This window comes from Rhodococcus pyridinivorans (assembly GCF_900105195.1).
GTDB classification, from domain to species: domain Bacteria; phylum Actinomycetota; class Actinomycetes; order Mycobacteriales; family Mycobacteriaceae; genus Rhodococcus; species Rhodococcus pyridinivorans.
The window spans coordinates 4,919,724-4,938,457 of record NZ_FNRX01000002.1; the positions used below are offsets into that span (position 1 = coordinate 4,919,724).

The 18,734-nt window shown below is 68.4% G+C and carries 19 protein-coding genes; all 19 read right to left on the bottom strand.

Annotated features, from left to right (window positions below):
* Positions 1-81: 81 nt before the first annotated feature.
* Positions 82-1,512: a phospholipase D-like domain-containing protein gene (locus BLV31_RS23395; protein ID WP_039584532.1), complete on the bottom strand. Its 1,431-nt coding sequence runs from the start codon at positions 1,510-1,512 to the stop codon at positions 82-84.
* A 149-nt stretch (positions 1,513-1,661) separates the two neighbouring features.
* Positions 1,662-2,021: a histone-like nucleoid-structuring protein Lsr2 gene (locus BLV31_RS23400; protein WP_006550504.1), complete on the bottom strand. Its 360-nt coding sequence runs from the start codon at positions 2,019-2,021 to the stop codon at positions 1,662-1,664.
* Between the two features lie 95 nt (positions 2,022-2,116).
* The gene (gene lysS, locus BLV31_RS23405; protein WP_230826494.1) at positions 2,117-3,583 is read right to left on the bottom strand and encodes a lysine--tRNA ligase; all 1,467 of its coding nucleotides are present in this window, start codon (positions 3,581-3,583) and stop codon (positions 2,117-2,119) included.
* 98 nt (positions 3,584-3,681) lie between these two features.
* A complete protein-coding gene (locus BLV31_RS23410; RefSeq protein ID WP_006550507.1) occupies positions 3,682-4,152 on the bottom strand; it encodes a rhodanese-like domain-containing protein in 471 nt (156 codons plus the stop codon).
* A 93-nt stretch (positions 4,153-4,245) separates the two neighbouring features.
* Positions 4,246-5,079, bottom strand: coding sequence for a type III pantothenate kinase (locus BLV31_RS23415; protein WP_006550509.1), 834 nt, complete (start codon positions 5,077-5,079; stop codon positions 4,246-4,248).
* Between the two features lie 2 nt (positions 5,080-5,081).
* Positions 5,082-5,519: an aspartate 1-decarboxylase gene (gene panD / locus BLV31_RS23420; RefSeq protein ID WP_006550510.1), complete on the bottom strand. Its 438-nt coding sequence runs from the start codon at positions 5,517-5,519 to the stop codon at positions 5,082-5,084.
* Positions 5,520-5,563: 44 nt separating this feature from the next.
* Positions 5,564-6,502: a pantoate--beta-alanine ligase gene (panC, locus tag BLV31_RS23425; RefSeq protein WP_006550511.1), complete on the bottom strand. Its 939-nt coding sequence runs from the start codon at positions 6,500-6,502 to the stop codon at positions 5,564-5,566.
* Positions 6,495-7,430 (bottom strand): Rossmann-like and DUF2520 domain-containing protein, encoded by a 936-nt coding sequence (locus BLV31_RS23430; RefSeq protein ID WP_024102843.1) that lies wholly within the window; start codon positions 7,428-7,430, stop codon positions 6,495-6,497. The genes panC and BLV31_RS23430 overlap by 8 nt, the downstream gene beginning before the upstream one ends.
* Positions 7,431-7,589: 159 nt before the next feature.
* On the bottom strand, positions 7,590-8,711 hold the full coding sequence (locus tag BLV31_RS23435; protein ID WP_248846256.1) for a DUF6779 domain-containing protein: 1,122 nt from the start codon (positions 8,709-8,711) through the stop codon (positions 7,590-7,592).
* A 74-nt stretch (positions 8,712-8,785) separates the two neighbouring features.
* Positions 8,786-9,262 (bottom strand): DUF3180 domain-containing protein, encoded by a 477-nt coding sequence (locus tag BLV31_RS23440; protein WP_019290198.1) that lies wholly within the window; start codon positions 9,260-9,262, stop codon positions 8,786-8,788.
* Positions 9,256-9,798, bottom strand: a complete 543-nt coding sequence (gene folK / locus BLV31_RS23445) for a 2-amino-4-hydroxy-6-hydroxymethyldihydropteridine diphosphokinase (protein ID WP_064061081.1) — start codon at positions 9,796-9,798, stop codon at positions 9,256-9,258. The genes BLV31_RS23440 and folK overlap by 7 nt, the downstream gene beginning before the upstream one ends.
* Positions 9,798-10,178 carry a dihydroneopterin aldolase gene (folB, locus tag BLV31_RS23450; protein ID WP_064061082.1) on the bottom strand — a complete coding sequence of 127 codons (381 nt, stop codon included), beginning with the start codon at positions 10,176-10,178 and terminating at the stop codon, positions 9,798-9,800. The genes folK and folB overlap by 1 nt, the downstream gene beginning before the upstream one ends.
* Positions 10,175-10,996 carry a dihydropteroate synthase gene (folP, locus tag BLV31_RS23455; protein WP_170318478.1) on the bottom strand — a complete coding sequence of 274 codons (822 nt, stop codon included), beginning with the start codon at positions 10,994-10,996 and terminating at the stop codon, positions 10,175-10,177. Before folP ends, folB begins: the two co-directional genes overlap by 4 nt.
* Positions 10,997-11,028: 32 nt before the next feature.
* On the bottom strand, positions 11,029-11,715 hold the full coding sequence (folE, locus tag BLV31_RS23460; protein WP_259443952.1) for a GTP cyclohydrolase I FolE: 687 nt from the start codon (positions 11,713-11,715) through the stop codon (positions 11,029-11,031).
* Between the two features lie 49 nt (positions 11,716-11,764).
* Positions 11,765-14,323, bottom strand: a complete 2,559-nt coding sequence (gene ftsH / locus BLV31_RS23465; protein WP_064061083.1) for an ATP-dependent zinc metalloprotease FtsH — start codon at positions 14,321-14,323, stop codon at positions 11,765-11,767.
* Between the two features lie 251 nt (positions 14,324-14,574).
* Positions 14,575-15,129 (bottom strand): hypoxanthine phosphoribosyltransferase, encoded by a 555-nt coding sequence (gene hpt, locus BLV31_RS23470; protein WP_006550520.1) that lies wholly within the window; start codon positions 15,127-15,129, stop codon positions 14,575-14,577.
* Between the two features lie 12 nt (positions 15,130-15,141).
* Positions 15,142-16,191 carry a tRNA lysidine(34) synthetase TilS gene (tilS, locus tag BLV31_RS23475; protein ID WP_064061084.1) on the bottom strand — a complete coding sequence of 350 codons (1,050 nt, stop codon included), beginning with the start codon at positions 16,189-16,191 and terminating at the stop codon, positions 15,142-15,144.
* Positions 16,167-17,216 (bottom strand): zinc-dependent metalloprotease, encoded by a 1,050-nt coding sequence (locus tag BLV31_RS23480; RefSeq protein WP_033096982.1) that lies wholly within the window; start codon positions 17,214-17,216, stop codon positions 16,167-16,169. The genes tilS and BLV31_RS23480 overlap by 25 nt, the downstream gene beginning before the upstream one ends.
* Positions 17,213-18,556, bottom strand: a complete 1,344-nt coding sequence (dacB, locus tag BLV31_RS23485; protein ID WP_019290202.1) for a D-alanyl-D-alanine carboxypeptidase/D-alanyl-D-alanine endopeptidase — start codon at positions 18,554-18,556, stop codon at positions 17,213-17,215. Before dacB ends, BLV31_RS23480 begins: the two co-directional genes overlap by 4 nt.
* Between the last annotated feature and the right edge of the window lie 178 nt (positions 18,557-18,734).

Genomic DNA, 18,734 nt, shown 5'->3' on the forward strand with positions numbered 1-18,734 from the left:
CCGGTTTCAGAAGTCAACGCTGCACGTGGCGGATACGTTTCCGCAAGCTGTACGCCACAAGCGAACAGAGGCTGTGGGGGATCAACGGGCGAAGAATCGCTCGATCCTGCGTCCGAAGCTCCGCGAGGCGCGTTCGGGATCGGCCAGAGCACTTTCTGCGAGGACACTGTCCTCGTCCGACACCGTACCCGGTTCGAACGGCCGCAGCGAACGTCCCGGACCGCGCAACCGTTCGATGGCGGAGATGAGCGAACCACCGTCCTTCGTGGCCTCCGCGATCACCTCGGGGTCGACGTCGAGATGTTCCGCCACCAGGATGTTGCGCAGCTCGACGGCGGCGCGGCCGACCGCGTCCCCGGGTTCGGCGGACTCGATGGCCAGGTCGCATTCGGTGTCGAAGCCCATCGAACGGTTGTTCAGGTTCGACGACCCGATCCGCAGCAACGTCTCGTCCATGACGACGACCTTCGCGTGCACGTAGATCGGCTCCCCGCCGGCGGTGACGGGATAGTAGGCGGCGAAACGGCCGTGCACGTCGGCCTCCCACAGCATGTGCAGCAGGGCCCGCCGGGCACCGTCCATGGCCTTGCGTTCGAGCCAGCCGTCGGCGTTGCGTGGGATCACCACCACGATCTCGGGGCCGTCCGGTTCCTGCAGTCGCTCGGCGAGAGCCTCCGCGATCCTGCGCGAAGCGAGGTACTGGCTCTCGAGGTAGAGAGTGTGCCGCGCCTTCTCGATCACCGACAGGTACAGCGCCTCGATCTCGTGGACGCCGTCCTTCCCGTCGTAGGCGGGCAGCGTGCGCGCGATGCCCACGTCCACACCGCGGAGGGTCGGCTCGAGATCGTCGGGCCAGATCGGCTCCGGCTCCGGCACGGGATCGAGCTCCTCCCCCGTGGCCGCCTTCCACCGGGCGCGGGCCTGGTCACCGAGGGCCCGCGCGGCGTCGCCGTCGACGGCGGTCGTCACGTCGTGCCACGGTCCGTAGCGTTTACCGCTCGGCTCCCGCCGGTATTTGCTCCGGTCCGGATGATCCGGGGTGTCCCAGCGGTCGACGGTCATATCGATACCGCCACAGAAAGCGATGCTGTCGTCGACGACGAGAATTTTCTGATGGTGCGCAGCGCCCACGGGATGCGCCCCGTCGATTTCGAAGTGCAGGCTCGGGTCGGTGAGCCAATCGAGCACGAACACCGGCGTCATTCCGCGTGCGAGGGCACTGAACGCACCGATGTTCCACTTGAGCAGATAAATATCGAGACCGGGTCGACGTTCGGGAAGCCATTCGAGGAATTCACCGAGTTTGTTCGGTCCCTCGAGAGTTGCACCCTCGGGTTCGAACTTGATCCGGGTGTCGAAATCCCACCCGATCAGCATGATGCGTTTTTCCGCCCGGAGCATCGCCGCCTTGGCGTGACGGAAATAGTCGGCGGCGTCGACTATGCAGGTCAACCTCTCCGCTCGCGCAATTCGCCAGCAGGTGGAACCTGGTTCGAGCACGGTCTCGGCCATGAGCGGATGCTACTCCCCGACCGCATCGTGCCGGGTCGTCCGCACGATCGACGTGTGTGACAGGCGCCACTGTGCCACAACCCAACCCGTCCACCGACGACTGTGGGGCGCCGTCCACTGATGGACGACGCCCCACGGACGAGGATTCGTCAGTGCGCTTTGTTGTACGCCTCGACGATCTCCGCAGAGATTCGGCCACGGGCCGACACCGGCAGATCGTTGTTCCGTGCCCATTCACGGATAGCGGCCGTCTGTTCGCGACCGGCACTTCCGGATCCGCTCTTGCGCGCAGCCGGCGCAGTTCCGGCAGCGGTCTTGCTCCGCTTGCGGCCGCCGACCTTACGAGCGTGTTCGATCCAGAATTCCAACTGCTCGCGCAGCCGTGCCGCATTGTCCTCGGAAAGGTCGATCTCGTACGTCACTCCGTCGAGACCGAACTCCACCGATTCGTCCGCCGCCGACTCCTGATCCACATCGTCGATCAGGGTGACAGTGACTTTTTTCGCCATGTGGTGTAAATCCTCTCAAATGCGCTTCCCCCCGCGGGACGGGCACCACACTACCCGCCGATTAACGCATCGCAATATGGAGCGGCGAAATCCGATTAACGGGTGTTCGGTCGAACAATCGGGAACAGGATTGTTTCGCGGATTCCCAGACCGGTAAGTGCCATCAACAGACGGTCGATTCCCATTCCGGTACCGGTGGTCGGCGGCATTCCCTGTTCCATCGCGGCGAGGAAGTCCTCGTCGAGAGCCATTGCCTCGTCGTCCCCTTCCGAGGCCAGACGCGCCTGGTCGACGAAACGCTCGCGCTGGATCACCGGATCGACGAGTTCCGAGTAACCCGTGGCGAGTTCGAAACCTCGGACGTACAGATCCCATTTCTCGGTGACCCCGCGCACCGTGCGGTGATCGCGTGTCAACGGCGACGTCTCCACGGGGAAATCACGCACGAAGGTCGGCTCGTGCAGCTGGTCGCCGCACATGTGCTCCCAGAGCTCCTCGACGAGCTTGCCGTGACCCCAGCCCTTGCCCTCGGGAATCTCCAGACCGACACGATCCGCGAGAGCCGTCAATTCCTCCAGTGTGGTGTCGGGGGTCACGTCCGTGCCGATCGCCTCGGACAGCGAGGGATACATTTCGAGAGTTTTCCATTCACCCCCGAAGTCGTATTCCGTACCGTCGGCGAGCGTCACCACATGGGTGCCGAAGACCCCGAACGCGACCTCCTGGATGATCTCGCGGATCATCCGCGCCGAATCATCGTAGGTTCCGTACGCCTCGTACGTTTCGAGCATCGAGAATTCCGGCGAGTGCGTCGAGTCGGCACCCTCGTTACGGAAATTGCGGTTGATCTCGAAGACCTTCTCGATACCGCCGACGACGCAGCGCTTGAGGAACAGTTCCGGCGCGATACGCAGGTACAGATCGATGTCGAGTGCGTTCGAGTGCGTCACGAACGGGCGGGCCGCCGCACCGCCGTGCAGGGTCTGCAGCATGGGCGTCTCGACCTCGAGGAAGCCGCGACGCTCGAGCGCGTTGCGCAGCTCGCGCACCACCGCGACACGCATGCGTGCATTGCGACGTGCTTCGGGACGCACGATGAGGTCGACGTAGCGCTGACGCACCCGCGCCTCTTCGTTCATCTCCTTGTGCGCGACCGGCAGCGGACGCAGCGCCTTCGACGCCATGGTCCACGAGTCGGCCATGACGCTGAGCTCACCGCGACGGGAGCTGATGACCTCGCCGTGCACGAACACGATGTCGCCGAGGTCGACCTCGGACTTCCAGGCGGCGAGCACCTCCTCGCCGACGCCGGCGAGGCTGAGCATGACCTGCAGCTGGGTGCCGTCGCCCTCCTGCAACGTCGCGAAGCACAGCTTGCCGGTGTTGCGCGAGAACATCACGCGGCCGGCAACGCCCACGACGGTGCCGGTGGCGGTGTCGGGCTCGAGGTCGGGATACTCGGCGCGGATCTCCGCGAGCGTATGGGTGCGCGGGATCTCGACGGGATAGGCCTCCGAACCCTGTGCCAGGAGCCGTTCGCGCTTCTCGCGGCGAACCCGCATCTGCTCGGGGGTGTCGTCGGGCTGCTGAACGGTGGCATCACTCACGGGTAACCAGACTATCGGACACCCGAGGTCACTATTCCTGCAGATGCGCGCTTTCAGTGAGCGGTGACCCGCGCCACGTCCTGCGCGACGTGCTGGGCCTCGGCGACTGCGCCGATCAGGCGGGCCGCGCGGATGGCGTCGTAGCCTCCGACGAGGTGGGTGACCCGGCGCAGACCCTGCGCGTGCAGTTCGGTGACCACACCGTGCGAGCTCGCGCCGTCGGACGAGACGAGGATCCATTCGACGTCGCGGTCGACGGCGAGGGCGAGACGGCCCGGGCCGCTCGGATCGAGTCGCTCGGCGACGAGATCGGCGGAGATGGCCAGTGCACCGGGAAGTGTTCCCTGAGCGGCACGTTCGGCGTTCGAGCGGATGTCGACGACGACGGCGCCGCGGGCGACCGCTGCGGACAGTTCGGTGGGGTACGTGCGCTCGACGGCGAGCCGGTGGAAGGCGACCGGAGCAATAGTGGCAACCGGAGCAGCGGTGGAAACAGAAGTGGTGGAAAGAAGCGCAGCGCGCATGAGAAAACTCCCAGGAATGTGTTATCGGTCGAGGCGGCGGTCAGCCTCGACAACACTCCTGGGTGCTCATGCAACGGATCACGAGGAACATCTTTACACAGAATGACGCTCAGCGGAACCCGCAGTTCCGCGTGCCGCTCGTCTCACCTGGTTCCGCTCGTACACCAGACGCAGTCCCTCGAGGGTCAGATCCGGCTCGTGGTGCTCGAGAGTGCGCGACTCCGGCATGATCAGCGGCGCACTGTCGCCGGTGCCGATGACGGCCACGTCGTCACCGTCGAAACCGGGCACCTCGGCGCAGATCCGCCGCACGATGCCGTCGACCATCCCGGCGAACCCGAAGACGGCTCCCGACTGCATGCACTCGACGGTGTTCTTTCCCAGAACACCTCGGGGACGGAGCAATTCGACCTTCCTCAGCGCCGCCGACCGCGACGCCAGCGCATCCATCGAGATCTCCACACCCGGAGCGATGGACCCGCCGAGGAACTCCCCCTTGCCCGACACGACGTCGACGCACGTGGAGGTCCCGAAATCCACGACGATGCACGGGGATCCGTAGAAGTGGTAGGCCGCCAGACTGTTGACGATGCGGTCGGCGCCGACCTCCTTCGGGTTGTCCACGAGCAGCGGCACTCCCGTGCGCACCCCCGGCTCCACCACCACGTGCGGCACCGACGACCAGTAGCGGTCGAGCATGACGCGCAGCTCACGTAGCACCGACGGCACGGTCGACAACGCCGCCACCCCGGTGACCTGCTCGGCGGATTCGCCGAGCAGACCGCGGAACAGCAGGGCGATCTCGTCGGCGGTCATCCTGGGGTCGGTACGGACGCGCCAGTCGCGCAGCAGCCGCGCGTGCGAGCCGCTGCCCGCGAACACCCCCAGGACGATATTGGTGTTGCGGACGTCGACGGTGAGGAGCACCTCTAGACCAGGGACGGGGAGTCGAGAGTCGACAGCATCCGCGGCGTGATCAGGCCCGAGCCCTCGGGAGCGTGGGCGGGATCGTTGCCGAGCTCGACCTGGCGGTTGTCGGCGTCGACGAACACCACGCGCGGGTCGTAGTCCTTGCACTCCTGCTCGTTCATCACGCCGTAGGCGATTAGGATGACGAGATCGCCGGGGCTGACGAGACGTGCTGCGGCACCGTTGATCCCGATGACGCCCGATCCACGCTCACCGGCGATGACGTACGTCTCGAGCCGGGCGCCGTTGTCGATGTCGACGATGCAGACCTGCTCGCCCTCGAGCAGATCCGCGGCGTCCATCAGATCCTGGTCGACGGTCACCGAACCGACATAATGCAGATCCGCGTGGGTGACGGTGGCGCGGTGGATCTTCGACTTCATCATGGTGCGGAACATGCTCGTCCTCGGTTTCTTTCTCGTTTCCGAATTCGATCGGTGGGTCAGCGGTTCGTCAGGTTGTCTTCGGCGTCGGGATCCACCGGACCGGTGGCTCGTTCGAGGAAGCCGGTGCCGACGGCGACCCCGACGTTGTCGATGAGGCGTGTGGAGCCGAGTCGTGCGGCGACGAGCAGTCGGCCGTCGCCGCGTTCGGGTGCCGGCCCCAGATCGGCGCCGCGCACCTCGAGATAGTCCACCTCGATCTGCGGACTCTGCGCGAGCACGTCGCGTGCCGTGGACAAGATCGCCTCGGCTCCGCCCGCTGCGGCGTGTGCGCCGGCGACGAGCGCCGCAGACAGCGTGGTCGCGATCTCGCGCTGCTCGGGGTCGAGATAGCGGTTGCGGGAGGACAGCGCGAGCCCGTCCTGTTCGCGCACGGTGGGAACGCCGAGGATGCGGATGTCGAGATTCAGGTCGGCGACCATCTGACGGATCAGGGTGAGCTGCTGGTAGTCCTTCTCACCGAAGAACGCCGTGTTGGGACCGACGATGTTGAACAGCTTCGCGACGACCGTCAGCATGCCCGCGAAATGACCGGGACGCGCAGCACCTTCGAGCTCCGACCCGAGTGGACCCGGGTGGATCGTGGTGCGCGGGCCCTGCGGGTACATCGCCGAGACCGTCGGCACGAAGGCGAGTTCGACGCCCGCTTCGCGGAGCAGTTCGAAGTCGGCGTCGAGAGTACGCGGGTAGGCGTCGAGATCTTCGTTCTTCCCGAACTGCAGCGGGTTGACGAAGATCGACACGACCACGACGGCCCCGGTGAGCTTGGCCTGGCGCACGAGTTCGAGGTGACCGGTGTGCAGCGCACCCATCGTCGGTACGAGTGCGACGGTGCGGCCGACGCCGCGCAGAGCCCGGGTGACCTTGGTCAGGCCTGCGGGATCGTGGTGAACGGTCAGTTCACCTCGCACGTATCCGCGCTGTCCTGCTTCACTCACCGTATTCAGCTCCTTCGAGAATTGCCATCAGTTCCGGCTTCGACCCGGTCCGTTGCGCCGATCGCAGCGACAGCGCGCGGTACCCGGCGGCGATCAGCGGGTCGACGGCCTCGAGCGCACGCAGGTGCGCGGCCACGGCGTCGGCATCGCCGCGCGCGACCGGCCCGGTGAGGGCCGAGGGCCCGCGCCGCAGCACGTTGTCGAGCGCTGCGGAGAGCAACGGCTGCAACACCCGTTCGGCGACTCCACCGGGGGCGTCGTCGACGAGTTGCTGGCCGAGTAGTTCCTCCCCCTGCAGGGCGCTGCGCAGGGCCTCGACGGCGTCGGCGACCAGCGTGACCAGGTGGTTGCTGCCGTGCGCGAGCGCAGCGTGGTAGGTCATGCGCATGGACTCGGGGACGCGGACCGGCTCGCCGCCGATCTCGAGGACGAGGGACTGCGCGATGGCGTAGCCGATCTCGTCGGCGGCCGTGATGCCGAAGCACGCCGAGGAGAGCCGGTCGATGTCCTCGTCGTGGCCGGTGAAGGTCATCGCGGGATGGATCGCGAGCGGCACGGCGCCCTGCTCGGTCAGCGGCTCGAGGATCGCGGTGCCGTGAGCACCGGAGACGTGGACGACGATCGTGCCGGCGGCGACCGAACCGGTGGCTGCGAGGCCCTTGACCAGGGACGACAGTTCGGTGTCGGGAACGGCGAGAAGAAGGAGATTGCAGCGGCCGGCAACCTCGTCGACCGGCAGGATCTGCGAATCCGGCAGGCGCGTGGCGGCACGGTGCCGCGAGACGTCGGAGACGGCCGAGCAGGCCACGACGACATGACCAACGCGTTCGAAAGCTGCGCCGAGTGCAGTGCCGACCCGTCCGGCGGACACGATTCCTACCGACAGGCGCGCAGGCGCGGGTGCGTTGGTGATCCCGAAGGAATTCACGGGAGTCCTCTCGTTCGTTCCAGTCCCGCTCAGCGGGTACCGGACGTTCCGCTCGACAATAGCGCGCGTTTTCCGGGGCTCGCCACGATCGGGCCGAGTGATCTACGCCTCATCGTCCGAGGTGGGGCGGGTGCGACCTGCCGCGCGATCGCCCCGCGATCAGCGCTCGGCCGACAACGACGCGAGGATCTCCGCGACCGTCCGGCCCTCACCGTCGGCGCGACGGCGCCGGGAGCGACGTCCGGACGATTCGTGGTCGTCCTCGTCGTCCTCCTGGGTCGTTTCCGCAGCTCCATCGGCCTTCGCGGCGGTGTCCTTCCCCTCCGCGGGGTCATCGCCCTTCGTCTTCGCTCCGGCCCCGTCTGCGTCCGTTTGCGGGTCGGGATCGGATCCGGGCTCGTGCTTACCGGGCTTCTGCGGCTCCGGCTTCCCGTCCGCCGCCTTCTCGGCGCTCGCGACCTTCGCGTCCCCGGTCTTCGGGTCCCCCGTCTTCGTGTCTCCGACCTTCTGATCCTCGACTTCCGCGTCCTCGATCTCGGCGTCCTCGACGTCCGGTCCTGCGGCCGCTTTTCCAGCCGTCGCCTTCTCGACCGTGACCTTCCCGGTAGCGGACTTCCCCGTCGCAGAATCAACCTTCGCCTGTTTCTCGGCACGCGGTTCTTCGACATCACCCTTCGCGGACGTCTTCTCCGACGCCTCCGCCGCCCGCATGGCCGCCTCGACCGACTCGGTCTCCGCGGTGACCGGCTCGTCGTCGGGAGAGGCGAAGGCCGGTCCCGACGGACGCGGAGCGGACACCCGCGCCGCCTCGCTCAGTCCACGCAGCTTCTCCGCCTGGCCCTCGAGGGCGACGACATCGTCGGGGAGCCGGCCGTCGAACAACATCTCGAGCGTGCGGCGCAGGGTGGCCAGCTCGGTGCGCAGGGCCGCCATCTCCCCGGCGTCGAGCTTCAGATCGGCACGGACCTTCTCCTCGACGGTCAGCTCGTACTCGCGCCGCGCCGCGATCTCCCGTTGCAACTGCAGTTCGTAGACCGTCTTCAGGTCGTCGGCCTTCGCCCGATCGAGCGCCGATTCCCGGCGGTACTTGTTCATCGCGATGGCTCCGACAGTGGCAGCCCACAGGGCGACGACCACCGCGACACGCAGCAATTGCACGCTCTCACTGAAGATCAACAGCAGCGAGGCGATCATCGCCAGAGCGAGCAGACCGGCCACGATCATCGAGCCGGTACTGCGCCACGGACGGCGATTCCTGTCTGGTCGCGCCGAGGTTGCCATGACCATCAGGGTACTTGGGTGGGTCCTCGGATCGGAGCCGGACGACACGCCCTTCCCCACCCCGAAATCCGATGTCAGAGCGCCGGTTCGTTCGGTTCGTCGGGGTCTTCCGGTGTCCGGCAACAGTATTCGAGCCACAACGCGGCCGCCGCCAGCGCTATGCCGGCGAGGGCTCCGACGAGCACCCCCGACGTGTCGTCGGTGGCGGCCTGCACGACGCCGCGTTGCGGTACGAGATACAGCAGGAAACCGGCCCACACTCCGGCGCTCGCGGCACCCACCAGTGCGGACGCCTTGGCGAGCGCGACCGCGCGGGCGGCGGTGATGGGATGCAACCTGCCGGGGCCCTCACCGATCTCGTGCTTGCCGACCCGCGACCGGATCATGAACGCCAGGATCACCTCGATGACCGCGACGGGATACAGCGAGGCTCCCGCGTAGACGGGGATGGGCGGCAGCGAACCGTACATTGTGCGGACGAGCAACCACGCGACGATCGCTGCCAGCACGGCCAGCGCCAGCAGATCTCGGATCCGGGTCTGTTTCAGCACTCGGCGTGTCCCTGGGTCTTCGGCCCGGCCAGCGTCAGGTCGGTGCGGTGCACACCTTCCCGTTCGGCGGCGTCGAGTTCGTCTAGCCAGTCGCCGATGCCCAGCCGCCGGCCCTCGGCGGTGAGCACGGCCTCGGGTTCGACGTCGAGCCACGGGACGAGCACGAACGCCCGCTGGTATGCGCGCGGGTGCGGCAGGATCAGTTCCCGATCGTCGCTGCGCACCTCACCCTCGCCGCTGACGCAGGTCACGACGTCGACGTCGAGGCTGCGCGGACCCCAGCGCTGGATCCGGACGCGTTCGGCGGCCTCCTCGAGTTCCTGGCCGAACCGCAGCCAGTCGCGCGGACCGAAGGCGGCATCCTCCGCGACGACGACCGCGTTCAGGAAATCCTCCTGTTCGACGCCGCCCCACGGTGCCGTCGAGTACACCGCCGAGACGGCGATGGCCCGCTCGCCCAATGCGTCGACGACCGACCGCAGGTGCGCGAGCCGGTCGCCGATGTTCGATCCGATGGACAGCACGGCACGACTCATCAGGCGCTCCCCGTCACATCGCTGCGGGAGCGGTCGATCACCACGGTGACGTCGCCGAAGGTCAGCGGGATCGGCGCCGACGGCTTGTGGAGCGTGACCTCCACCCGGGCGACACGCGGGTCGGTGAGCACCTCGTCGGCGATCTCCCCCGCGACCGTCTCGATGAGATCGCGGCCCGGACCGGCGATGATCGCCGCGGCTCGCTCGGCGAGTTCGCCGTAGTGCAGCGTGTCGGCCAGCTCGTCGGATGCCGCGGCCGGCGCGAGATCGAGCCACACGACGATGTCGACGACGAAGTCCTGACCGTCCCGCTTCTCGTGCTCGAAGACGCCGTGGTTGCCGCGGACCGTCAGTCCCCGTAGTTCGATGCGGTCGCTCACGCGTGCACTCCTTCCGCGCTGCCGCGCTGCCAGGCACGCACCACCGCGAGCGCGTCGCGGGATGCCTGCACGTCGTGGACGCGTACGCCCCATGCGCCGTGTGTGGCGGCGAGCGCCGAGACGACGGCCGTGGCGACCTCACGACCCGAGGGCGGGCGGACCGTGCCGTCGGGCGCCGCGAGCAGCGATCCGAGGAATCGCTTCCGGGACGCCCCGATGAGCACCGGGAAACCCAGTTCGGTGAGTTCGGGCAGGCGCTGCAGCAACTGCCAGTTGTGGTCGGGTTCCTTCACGAAACCCAAACCGGGATCGAGCACGATCTTGTCGGAGTCCACGCCTGCGGCCACCGCGATGTCGACCTGCGTGAGCAGCTCGTCGCGGACCTCGCGGACGACGTCCTCGTAGTGCGTCGAACCGCCCGCGTGGACGAACTCGCCGAGGGGACGCCAGTGCATGAGGATCCACGGCACCCCTGCCTCGGCGACCACCGCGGCCATGTCGGCGTCGGCGCGCCCACCCGACACGTCGTTGATCATGGTCACCCCGGCCTCCACGGCCGCCTCGGCGACCGAGGCGCGCATCGTGTCGACGCTCGTGGGGATGCCTGCCTCCGCCAGAGCGGCGATGACCGGCGCCACGCGGGACGCCTCGACCTCCGGGTCGACGCGCACGGCCCCGGGCCGGGTGGACTCGCCTCCCACGTCGACGATGTCGACGCCGAGCTCGCGCAGCTCGAAGCCGCGGGCTATCGCGGTCTCGCAGTCCAGATATCGACCGCCGTCGGAGAAGGAATCACTGGTGACGTTCAGTACGCCCATCACGACAGGCCACTGTTCGGCGGGGAAGACGGTCACCGGCGCAGGATCAGGTCCAGGGCCTCGGCACGCGACGCCGAACTGGTCTGGAACAGCCCGCGCACGGCGGAGGTGGTGGTGCTGGCACCGGGCTTGCGGATGCCGCGCATCGCCATGCACAGGTGCTCCGCCTCGACCACGACGATCACGCCGCGCGGCTGCAGCTTGCGCATCATGGCGTCGGCGATCTGGCGGGTGAGGCGTTCCTGGACCTGCGGACGCTTGGCGTAGAGGTCGACGACACGCGCCAGCTTCGACAGACCCGTGACGCGGCCCGTGGGGCCCGGGATGTATCCGACGTGGGCGACGCCGTGGAACGACACGAGGTGATGTTCGCACGTCGAGTACATCGGGATGTCTCGCACGAGGACGAGTTCCTGATGACCTTCGTCGAAGGTCGTGTCGAGGACCTCGTCCGGGTCGGTGAACAGTCCCCCGAACACCTCGCGGTAGGCACGGGCCACCCGGGCGGGAGTATCGCGCAGGCCCTCGCGGTCCGGATCCTCACCCACCGCGATCAGCAGTTCACGCACGGCCGCTTCGGCTCGGGCCTGGTCGAACGTACGACCCGCGTCCACGCTCAATTCGTGGGTCGTCACATCCTCCGGGTCGGAACCCGTATCCGACTTCAGGTGGTTCACCGACACCCGCTCGCCCTCCACTCTTCGCTCACTCGTCTCCATCGGAACCGACGGCCCCGATGCGCGCCCCGTACCGACTCACCGACACGGATCAGTGCCGGCCGGCCGGGCCTTCCCACCGCTGTGTGGGAGGGGGTTCGGGAGCGCCGTAACCATCGCGCGGTTGCGAGTCTCCCACGTGGTTCTCACCACGGTGCGCATCTGCCGCACCGTCTTCGCCGGAGTCCGACGGACGGTCGGCGTCGTGCGGCTCCTGCGGACGCCCGAAACTCTGCGTTTCCTGGGCCTGTTGTCCGTAGCTGGGCTGTCCGTAGCTCTGGGGGTTCTGCCCCTGATGGCCCTGCGGATATCCGTATCCCTGAGGCTGTCCGGGGCCCTGCGGCCCGTGACCCTGCTGTTCCTGCGGGGTCTGCTCGCGCGGCGGCCAGCCGGGAGCCGACCATCCGGCGGGAGCACCGTAGTCCGGACGCGTCGCGTGCCGCGGACCACCCGGATACGGAGCCGTCGGCTGGAAGCCCGGAAGCGGCTCGGAGGCCGGGACCGGCTGCGACTGCTGTTGGGGTTGCGGCTGCTGTTGGGGCTGGGGGTAGCCGTTCGCCGGCTGGTACTGCGGCTGCGCGCCGGGCTGGTAGCCGGCGGGAGCGGGCGCCTCGCCCTGGCCCGGATACTGCGGGTGCTGATGCGCCGGCTTCGTCAGCGACGGCGGTTCCGGCGGCCACGGCTCGCCACGCTCGGCCGCGAGCTCGGCGGGCGTCTTGATCGGCGGCTTGTCGGACGGGACCCGATCACCGAAATCGTTGAAGGTCGTGATCCGCGGACGCTTCTTCACGTCGGCCAGGATCCGGTCGAGATCCTTGCGGGTCAGCGTCTCGTGCTCGAGCAGCTCGCCCGCCAACACGTCGAGGGCGTCGCGGTACTCGTTGAGGATCGCCCACGCCTCGGTGTGCGCGGCCTCGATGAGGTTGCGGACCTCCTCGTCGATCTCGCGTGCCACTTCGTGCGAGTAGTCGGACTGCACACCCATCGACCGGCCGAGGAAGGGGTCGCCCTGCTCCTGGCCGTAGCGGACGGCGCCGAGCTTCGCGCTCATGCCGTACTCGGTGACCATCGCGCGCGCGATCTTCGTGGCCTGGTCGATGTCGGACGAGGCGCCGGTGGTGGGCTCGCGGAAGACGAGTTCCTCCGCGGCACGACCGCCCATCGCCATGACGAGGCGCGCGATCATCTCCGAACGCGTCATCAGGCCCTTGTCGTCCTCGGGCACCGTCATCGCGTGACCGCCGGTGCGGCCGCGGGCGAGGATGGTGACCTTGTAAACCGGCTCGATGTCGGGCATCGCCCACGCGGCGAGGGTGTGACCACCCTCGTGGTAGGCCGTGATCTTCTTCTCGTGCTCGCTGATGATGCGGCTCTTGCGGCGGGGACCGCCGATGACACGGTCGACCGATTCCTCGAGGATCGCCTCGGTGATCACCGTGCCGTTCTCACGGGCGGTAAGCAGCGCGGCCTCGTTGACGACGTTCGCGAGGTCGGCACCGGACATGCCCACCGTGCGCTTGGCGAGCGCACCGAGATCCGCTTTGGGATCGATCGGCTTGCCCTTCGAGTGCACGGCGAGGATCGCCCGGCGACCGGCGAGGTCGGGGTTCGTCACCGGGATCTGACGGTCGAAACGGCCGGGACGCAGCAGTGCCGGGTCGAGGATGTCGGGGCGGTTCGTCGCGGCCATCACGATGATGCCGGAGCGGTCGCCGAAGCCGTCCATCTCGACGAGCAGCTGGTTGAGGGTCTGCTCACGCTCGTCGTGACCACCGCCGAGGCCGGCGCCGCGCTGGCGGCCGACCGCGTCGATCTCATCGACGAAGATGATGCAGGGAGCGCTCTGCTTGGCCTGCTCGAACAGATCGCGCACGCGGGAGGCGCCGACACCGACGAACATCTCGACGAAGTCCGAACCGGAGATCGTGAAGAACGGGACGCCCGCCTCGCCGGCGACGGCACGCGCGAGGAGGGTCTTACCGGTGCCGGGAGGACCGTAGAGCAGTACGCCCTTGGGGATCTTCGCGCCGAGCGCCTGGTAGCGCGCCGGGTTCTGCAGGAAGTCCTTGATCTCGTAGAGCTCCTCGACGGCCTCGTTGGCGCCGGCGACATCGGCGAAGGTCGTCTTGGGCATGTCCTTCGACAGCTGCTTGGCCTTCGACTTGCCGAAGCCCATCATGCCGCCGCGACCACCGCCCTGCATGCGGCTCATCACGAAGAAGAACACGCCGAGCAGGATGATCATCGGCAGGACGAAGATGAGGATCGAGGTCAGCCAGCTCTCCTGGGTGACGCTCGTGTCGTACTTCTGCGCGCCCGACGCGGCGACCAGGTCGAAGATCTGTTCGGAGGCCGACGCGGGGTACTTCGCGATGATCTCGGTGCTGCCCTCGGTCGCGTCGTTGCCGTTCTCGAGCCACAGACGCACCTGCTGTTCGCGGTCGTCGATGCGGGCTTCGCTGACGTTCTGCGATTCGAGTTGGGACACCGCGACGGACGTGTCCACCTGGGTGAAACCGCGCGTGTCGTCGCCGAAGTAACTGAAGGCGTAGATCACCAGCAGAATGCCGGCGACGATCGCCAGATTACGGAACACTGTCTTGCGGTTCATACAGGTTCGGCCCGAGCGGCCGGTCCTTTCGATCGAGTTCGTCGGGGTCTCGCAGTCGCGGCGCTTCGCGCCCGGGGTGGCCGCACGCCGCGACGGTCACTGACCAGGCAACGCAAGGTTACCGCGTAGCAACGAGCGGTCGCCCCGGCACCGGCCGGAGCCGACACCGGGAATACGTCGTAATCGACAACGATCGGGACGGAACCGGAGTTCCCCGGGCCGGGGACCTCACGACGCGGCTCGACCGGAGGTCAGCTGCTGTAGACCTTGGGATCCAGCGTGCCGATGTAGGGCAGGTCGCGGTAGCGCTCGTCGTAGTCGAGTCCGTAGCCGACGACGAACTCGTCCGGGATGTCGAATCCGACGTCCTTGACCTCGACGTCGATCTTCACGGCCTCCGGCTTGCGGAGCAGCGTGACGACCTCGAGCGACGCGGGGTTGCGCGTCGAGAGGTTCTTGAGCAGCCACGACAGCGTCAGACCCGAGTCGATGATGTCCTCGACGATGAGGACGTTGCGACCGGCGATGTCCTTGTCGAGGTCCTTGAGGATGCGCACGACACCCGAGGAGGAGGTCGACGACCCGTACGAACTGACGGCCATGAACTCCATCTGCGTCGGGATCGGCAGAGCGCGCGCGAAGTCGGTCATGAAGAAGATGGCGCCCTTGAGCACCCCGATGAGCAGCAGATCGCCTTCCGGCGCACCCACCGGGTAACGCTCGGCGACCGACTGCGCCAGCTCTGCGGTCCGCTCCTTGATCTGTTCTTCGGAGATCAGCACCGACGCTATGTCGTTCTCGTACACCGGGGTCCTTCCCTACCTTCTGCTGCCGGTCGCCCGGACCTTCGCCCGGTCGACGTACTCCACGGCAAGCGTGCCACGCCGACGCGACACCACCAACCTCGTCCCCGTCCGCGGGCCCCGTCCGACAGCGACCGGGCCCTGTCCGCGCCACGCCGCTACTAGATCGTCGACCGTCCGCAGCATCGTCTCGTTCGGCGTGACGGTGTGATCGATCAGCCACGATCGGAGGGCTCTGCGTCGTACTGCGGCGGGAGCCGCCGCGAGAGTGTCGGTGTCGAGCAGGTCGTCCTCGCGCCGCGCTGTCGCGAGCAGGTCGCCGGCCCAGACATCGAGGGCGTGGCCGTCGTCCTGCAGTTGCCCGGCCGTGCGCGCGAGGGCTTCGGCGACGCCCCCACCGAGCACGTCCTCGAGCAGCGGCAGTACCTCACGGCGCAGACGCACGCGCGTGAACCGGTCGTCGGTGTTGTGCGGATCCTCGTACGGGCGGTAGCCGAGTTCGTCGCACGCCCGGCGGGTCGTGTCGCGGCGCACGCCGAGCAGCGGCCGGCCCCACGGCGGGTCGAAGGGTGCCATCCCGCGGATCGAACGCAGCCCCGATCCGCGGCCGAGACCGAGCAGCACCGTCTCGGCCTGGTCGTCGAGGGTGTGCCCGAGCAACACGGTCCGGTCGTCGCGGTTCTCGTCGAGCGCCCGGTAGCGGGCCGCGCGCGCGGCGGCCTCGAGGCCTCCCCCACCGGTGACGTCCACACCGACCACCACGACGGTCGCGCAGCCGCGGGCCCGGGCGAACTCCGCGGCCCGCGCGGCGACGACCTCGGAACCGGACTGGAGGCGATGATCGACGACGACAGCGTGCACCGCCTCGGTCTCCGCGACGGCGGCGGCGGTCAGGGCGGCGGAATCGGCCCCGCCCGACAACGCGACGGTCACCGCGTCGGCCGGGTGCGCGCCCAGCCAGGCCCGCACGGCGAGGCGCACCTCGTGGATCGCCGGGGCTTCGGGCAGCAGCGGCCGATCGTTGGACGGTGAAGCCACGATCAGCTCAGCACCCGCGCGATCCACGCATCGGGATGGTCGATCTCCGTCAGGGTGGGCAGGGCGTCCGGACCGGACCACACGGCGTTGAAGTCGTCCGTGCCGACCTTCGCGACGACGGCGTCGACGAACTTCTTGCCGTGCACGTACTGGGCCATCTTGGCGTCCATGCCGAGGACGAGCCGGATGAGGCGATGCACCGGGCTGCTGTTGCGGTGCCGCCGGTTGTCGAACGCCCGCCGGATCCGCGCGACCGACGGGACCACGGCCGGGCCGACACCGTCCATTACATGATCGGCGTGGCCTTCGAGCAGCGTTCCGAGCGCGAGGATCCGATCGAACGACTCGCGCTGAGACTGTGCCTGCAGCGCCCGCACGACACCGAGCATGCCCCGCTCCGACATCGCCTTGTCGCCGGGAGTGCGCAGGTCCTTCACCGCCGACACCACGCGGGTCGCGACGTCGCCCATCGGTTCGTCGACCGCGGTGGCGAGGTCGGCGGCGGCCTCGCGCATCAGCTCGGCCATCCACGGTGCCTGTGCGAACTGCACGCGGTGGGTCACCTCGTGCAGGCACACCCACAGCCGGAAGTCGGCGGGCGGCACCTTCAGGGCGCGTTCGACCGCGACGACGTTGGGCGCGACGAGCAGCAGCGAACGAGAGAACGGGTCGTACTGTCCGAGCACCGCGGACGACAGGTAGGCGAGCATCGCGCCGGCCTGCGCGCCCGCCGGTTTGCCCACCCAGCGGAGGGAGGAGCCGGCCGGATCCTCGCCCGAGGTCGCGGTGAGGTCGGCCATCGACGCCGCGGCCGCACGTACCCAGCCCGGCCGGTCGACGACCTGCGCGGGCGGCGGCTCGGTTCCGTCGTCGAGACGCGTGTGCTCGCGCACCGGTCCCTCGGCGCGCGCGGCGGCCGAGAACAACTCGTCCTGCACCGCATCGCGGGTGTACCGCGACATCGCGGGTTCGGAGCGGGTGAGGCGCACGCCGACCCCGGCCGCGAACGACCAGTCGATCGCGTCGCCGAGTGCCCGCTCCTTGCCGGTCATCGGCAACCGCACTCACGCAGTACCGACGCCACGGCGTCGAGGGCGGGCCGAGCCTCGCTCGGGGACCGGCCGTTGGACAGCAGAGCGAACGACAGCACGCGGCCGTCGGAGTCGACGGTGTATCCCGTGAGTCCGTTGACCTCGGTCAGAGTGCCGGTCTTCGCCCGCACCCATCCGGCTCCGGCACGGGTCGTGGTGCCGTAGCGGTCGGCGAGCGTGCCGGTCGCTCCGGCGACGGGAAGATAGTCGAGCATGGGCCGCAGCTCCGTCCTGTTCGGTCCGGCCGCCTCGGAGATCACGCGATCGAGCGTACGAGCAGGGATCCGGTTCTCGACCGAGAGCCCGCTGACGTCGCGCAACGTCACACCGGTGACGTCCAGACCCGCTTGCTGCAGGGTACCGGTCACCGCCTTCGTCGTGCCCTCGAACGAGTGCTCGTTGCCCGTCGCGACGGCGACCTCCCGTCCGATGGTCTCCGCGAGGACGTTGTCGGATCGGCGCAGCATCTGACCGAGACGCACAGTGAGTGGCGCCGACTGGACCGACGCCATGGGCGCCGCACCGGGTGAGGCGGATCCGAGCGCTACCCGCGCGGGGTCGGCACCGAGCGCCGTCGCCAGTGCACGACCGGCGTCCAGGGCGGGCGTAGCGCTGCGAGGCGATTCGTCCTCGAGTGGGTTCGACCGGGCGCCGTCGAGCATCACCGGTTCGATGGGTGCGACGTAACCGTCGCCGACGTCCTGGGGAAACCAGCCCGGCGCGAGCGGATCCCCGCTGTACAGACTCGTGTCGACGAGGACCGTCTCGACCGTCGTGCCGCTGCGCCGGATCTGTTCGGCGAGGTCGGCGATGCGGGGACCACCGGGGTAGAAGCTCTCCTCGCCGGGCGGCATCGCCGAGAGGGTGGGGTCGCCACCCGCGATGAGGACGATCTCCCCCGGCTTCGAACCCTCGACGACACGCGTGGTGATCCGATGATCGGAGGGCAGCACGAGCATGGCGGCCGCGGCGGTGAGGATCTTCGTGGTGGAGGCCGGGATCAGCGCGCGATCGGCGTCCTTCGACCACAGCACCGTGCCGGTCGTGGGGTCGGTGATCGACCCGGCGAAGTCACCGAGGCCGGGATTGTTCACCGCCTGGTCGAGTGCCGCCGCCAGCGAGGTCGGGTCGGGCGTCGGAGCGTCGGGCGAGACCGCGGCGACCGCGGGGGTCGCGATCACCGGTGCCGGTGCGGGGAGCACGACCGCGCCGGCGGACGCCCGCACGTCGTAGATCGCGAAGGCTCCGCCCACGACGAGAGCGAGGAAACCCGCTCCCCAGATCCCGAAGAGGATCTTCATGTTCCGTCGTCGCCTGGTTGCCAGTGAACCCTGCTTCTTGTTGCCGCCCTGCCCCGTCAACACGCCTCCGCTGCATCCTGCACACACTGGTCGACCAGCTACCCGCACTTCCCGCTGCCGGCCGCACACTGCTGTGACGCACTCGGGGCCCCGGTACCTGCACCTCCAGCCTAGCGCC

Coding starts and splice junctions, on each gene's coding strand:
- ftsH (WP_064061083.1), bottom strand. CDS start 14,323: ATGAACCGCAAGACAGTGTTCCGTAATCTGGCGATCGTCGCCGGCATT.
- BLV31_RS23480 (WP_033096982.1), bottom strand. CDS start 17,216: ATGACCGGCAAGGAGCGGGCACTCGGCGACGCGATCGACTGGTCGTTC.
- folK (WP_064061081.1), bottom strand. CDS start 9,798: ATGAGTCGTGCCGTGCTGTCCATCGGATCGAACATCGGCGACCGGCTC.
- panD (WP_006550510.1), bottom strand. CDS start 5,519: ATGTTCCGCACCATGATGAAGTCGAAGATCCACCGCGCCACCGTCACC.
- BLV31_RS23400 (WP_006550504.1), bottom strand. CDS start 2,021: ATGGCGAAAAAAGTCACTGTCACCCTGATCGACGATGTGGATCAGGAG.
- lysS (WP_230826494.1), bottom strand. CDS start 3,583: ATGCGGGTTCGCCGCGAGAAGCGCGAACGGCTCCTGGCACAGGGTTCG.
- BLV31_RS23435 (WP_248846256.1), bottom strand. CDS start 8,711: ATGGCAACCTCGGCGCGACCAGACAGGAATCGCCGTCCGTGGCGCAGT.
- folP (WP_170318478.1), bottom strand. CDS start 10,996: ATGGGCGTACTGAACGTCACCAGTGATTCCTTCTCCGACGGCGGTCGA.
- BLV31_RS23410 (WP_006550507.1), bottom strand. CDS start 4,152: ATGCGCGCTGCGCTTCTTTCCACCACTTCTGTTTCCACCGCTGCTCCG.
- folE (WP_259443952.1), bottom strand. CDS start 11,715: ATGGAGACGAGTGAGCGAAGAGTGGAGGGCGAGCGGGTGTCGGTGAAC.
- dacB (WP_019290202.1), bottom strand. CDS start 18,556: ATGAAGATCCTCTTCGGGATCTGGGGAGCGGGTTTCCTCGCTCTCGTC.
- BLV31_RS23395 (WP_039584532.1), bottom strand. CDS start 1,512: ATGGCCGAGACCGTGCTCGAACCAGGTTCCACCTGCTGGCGAATTGCG.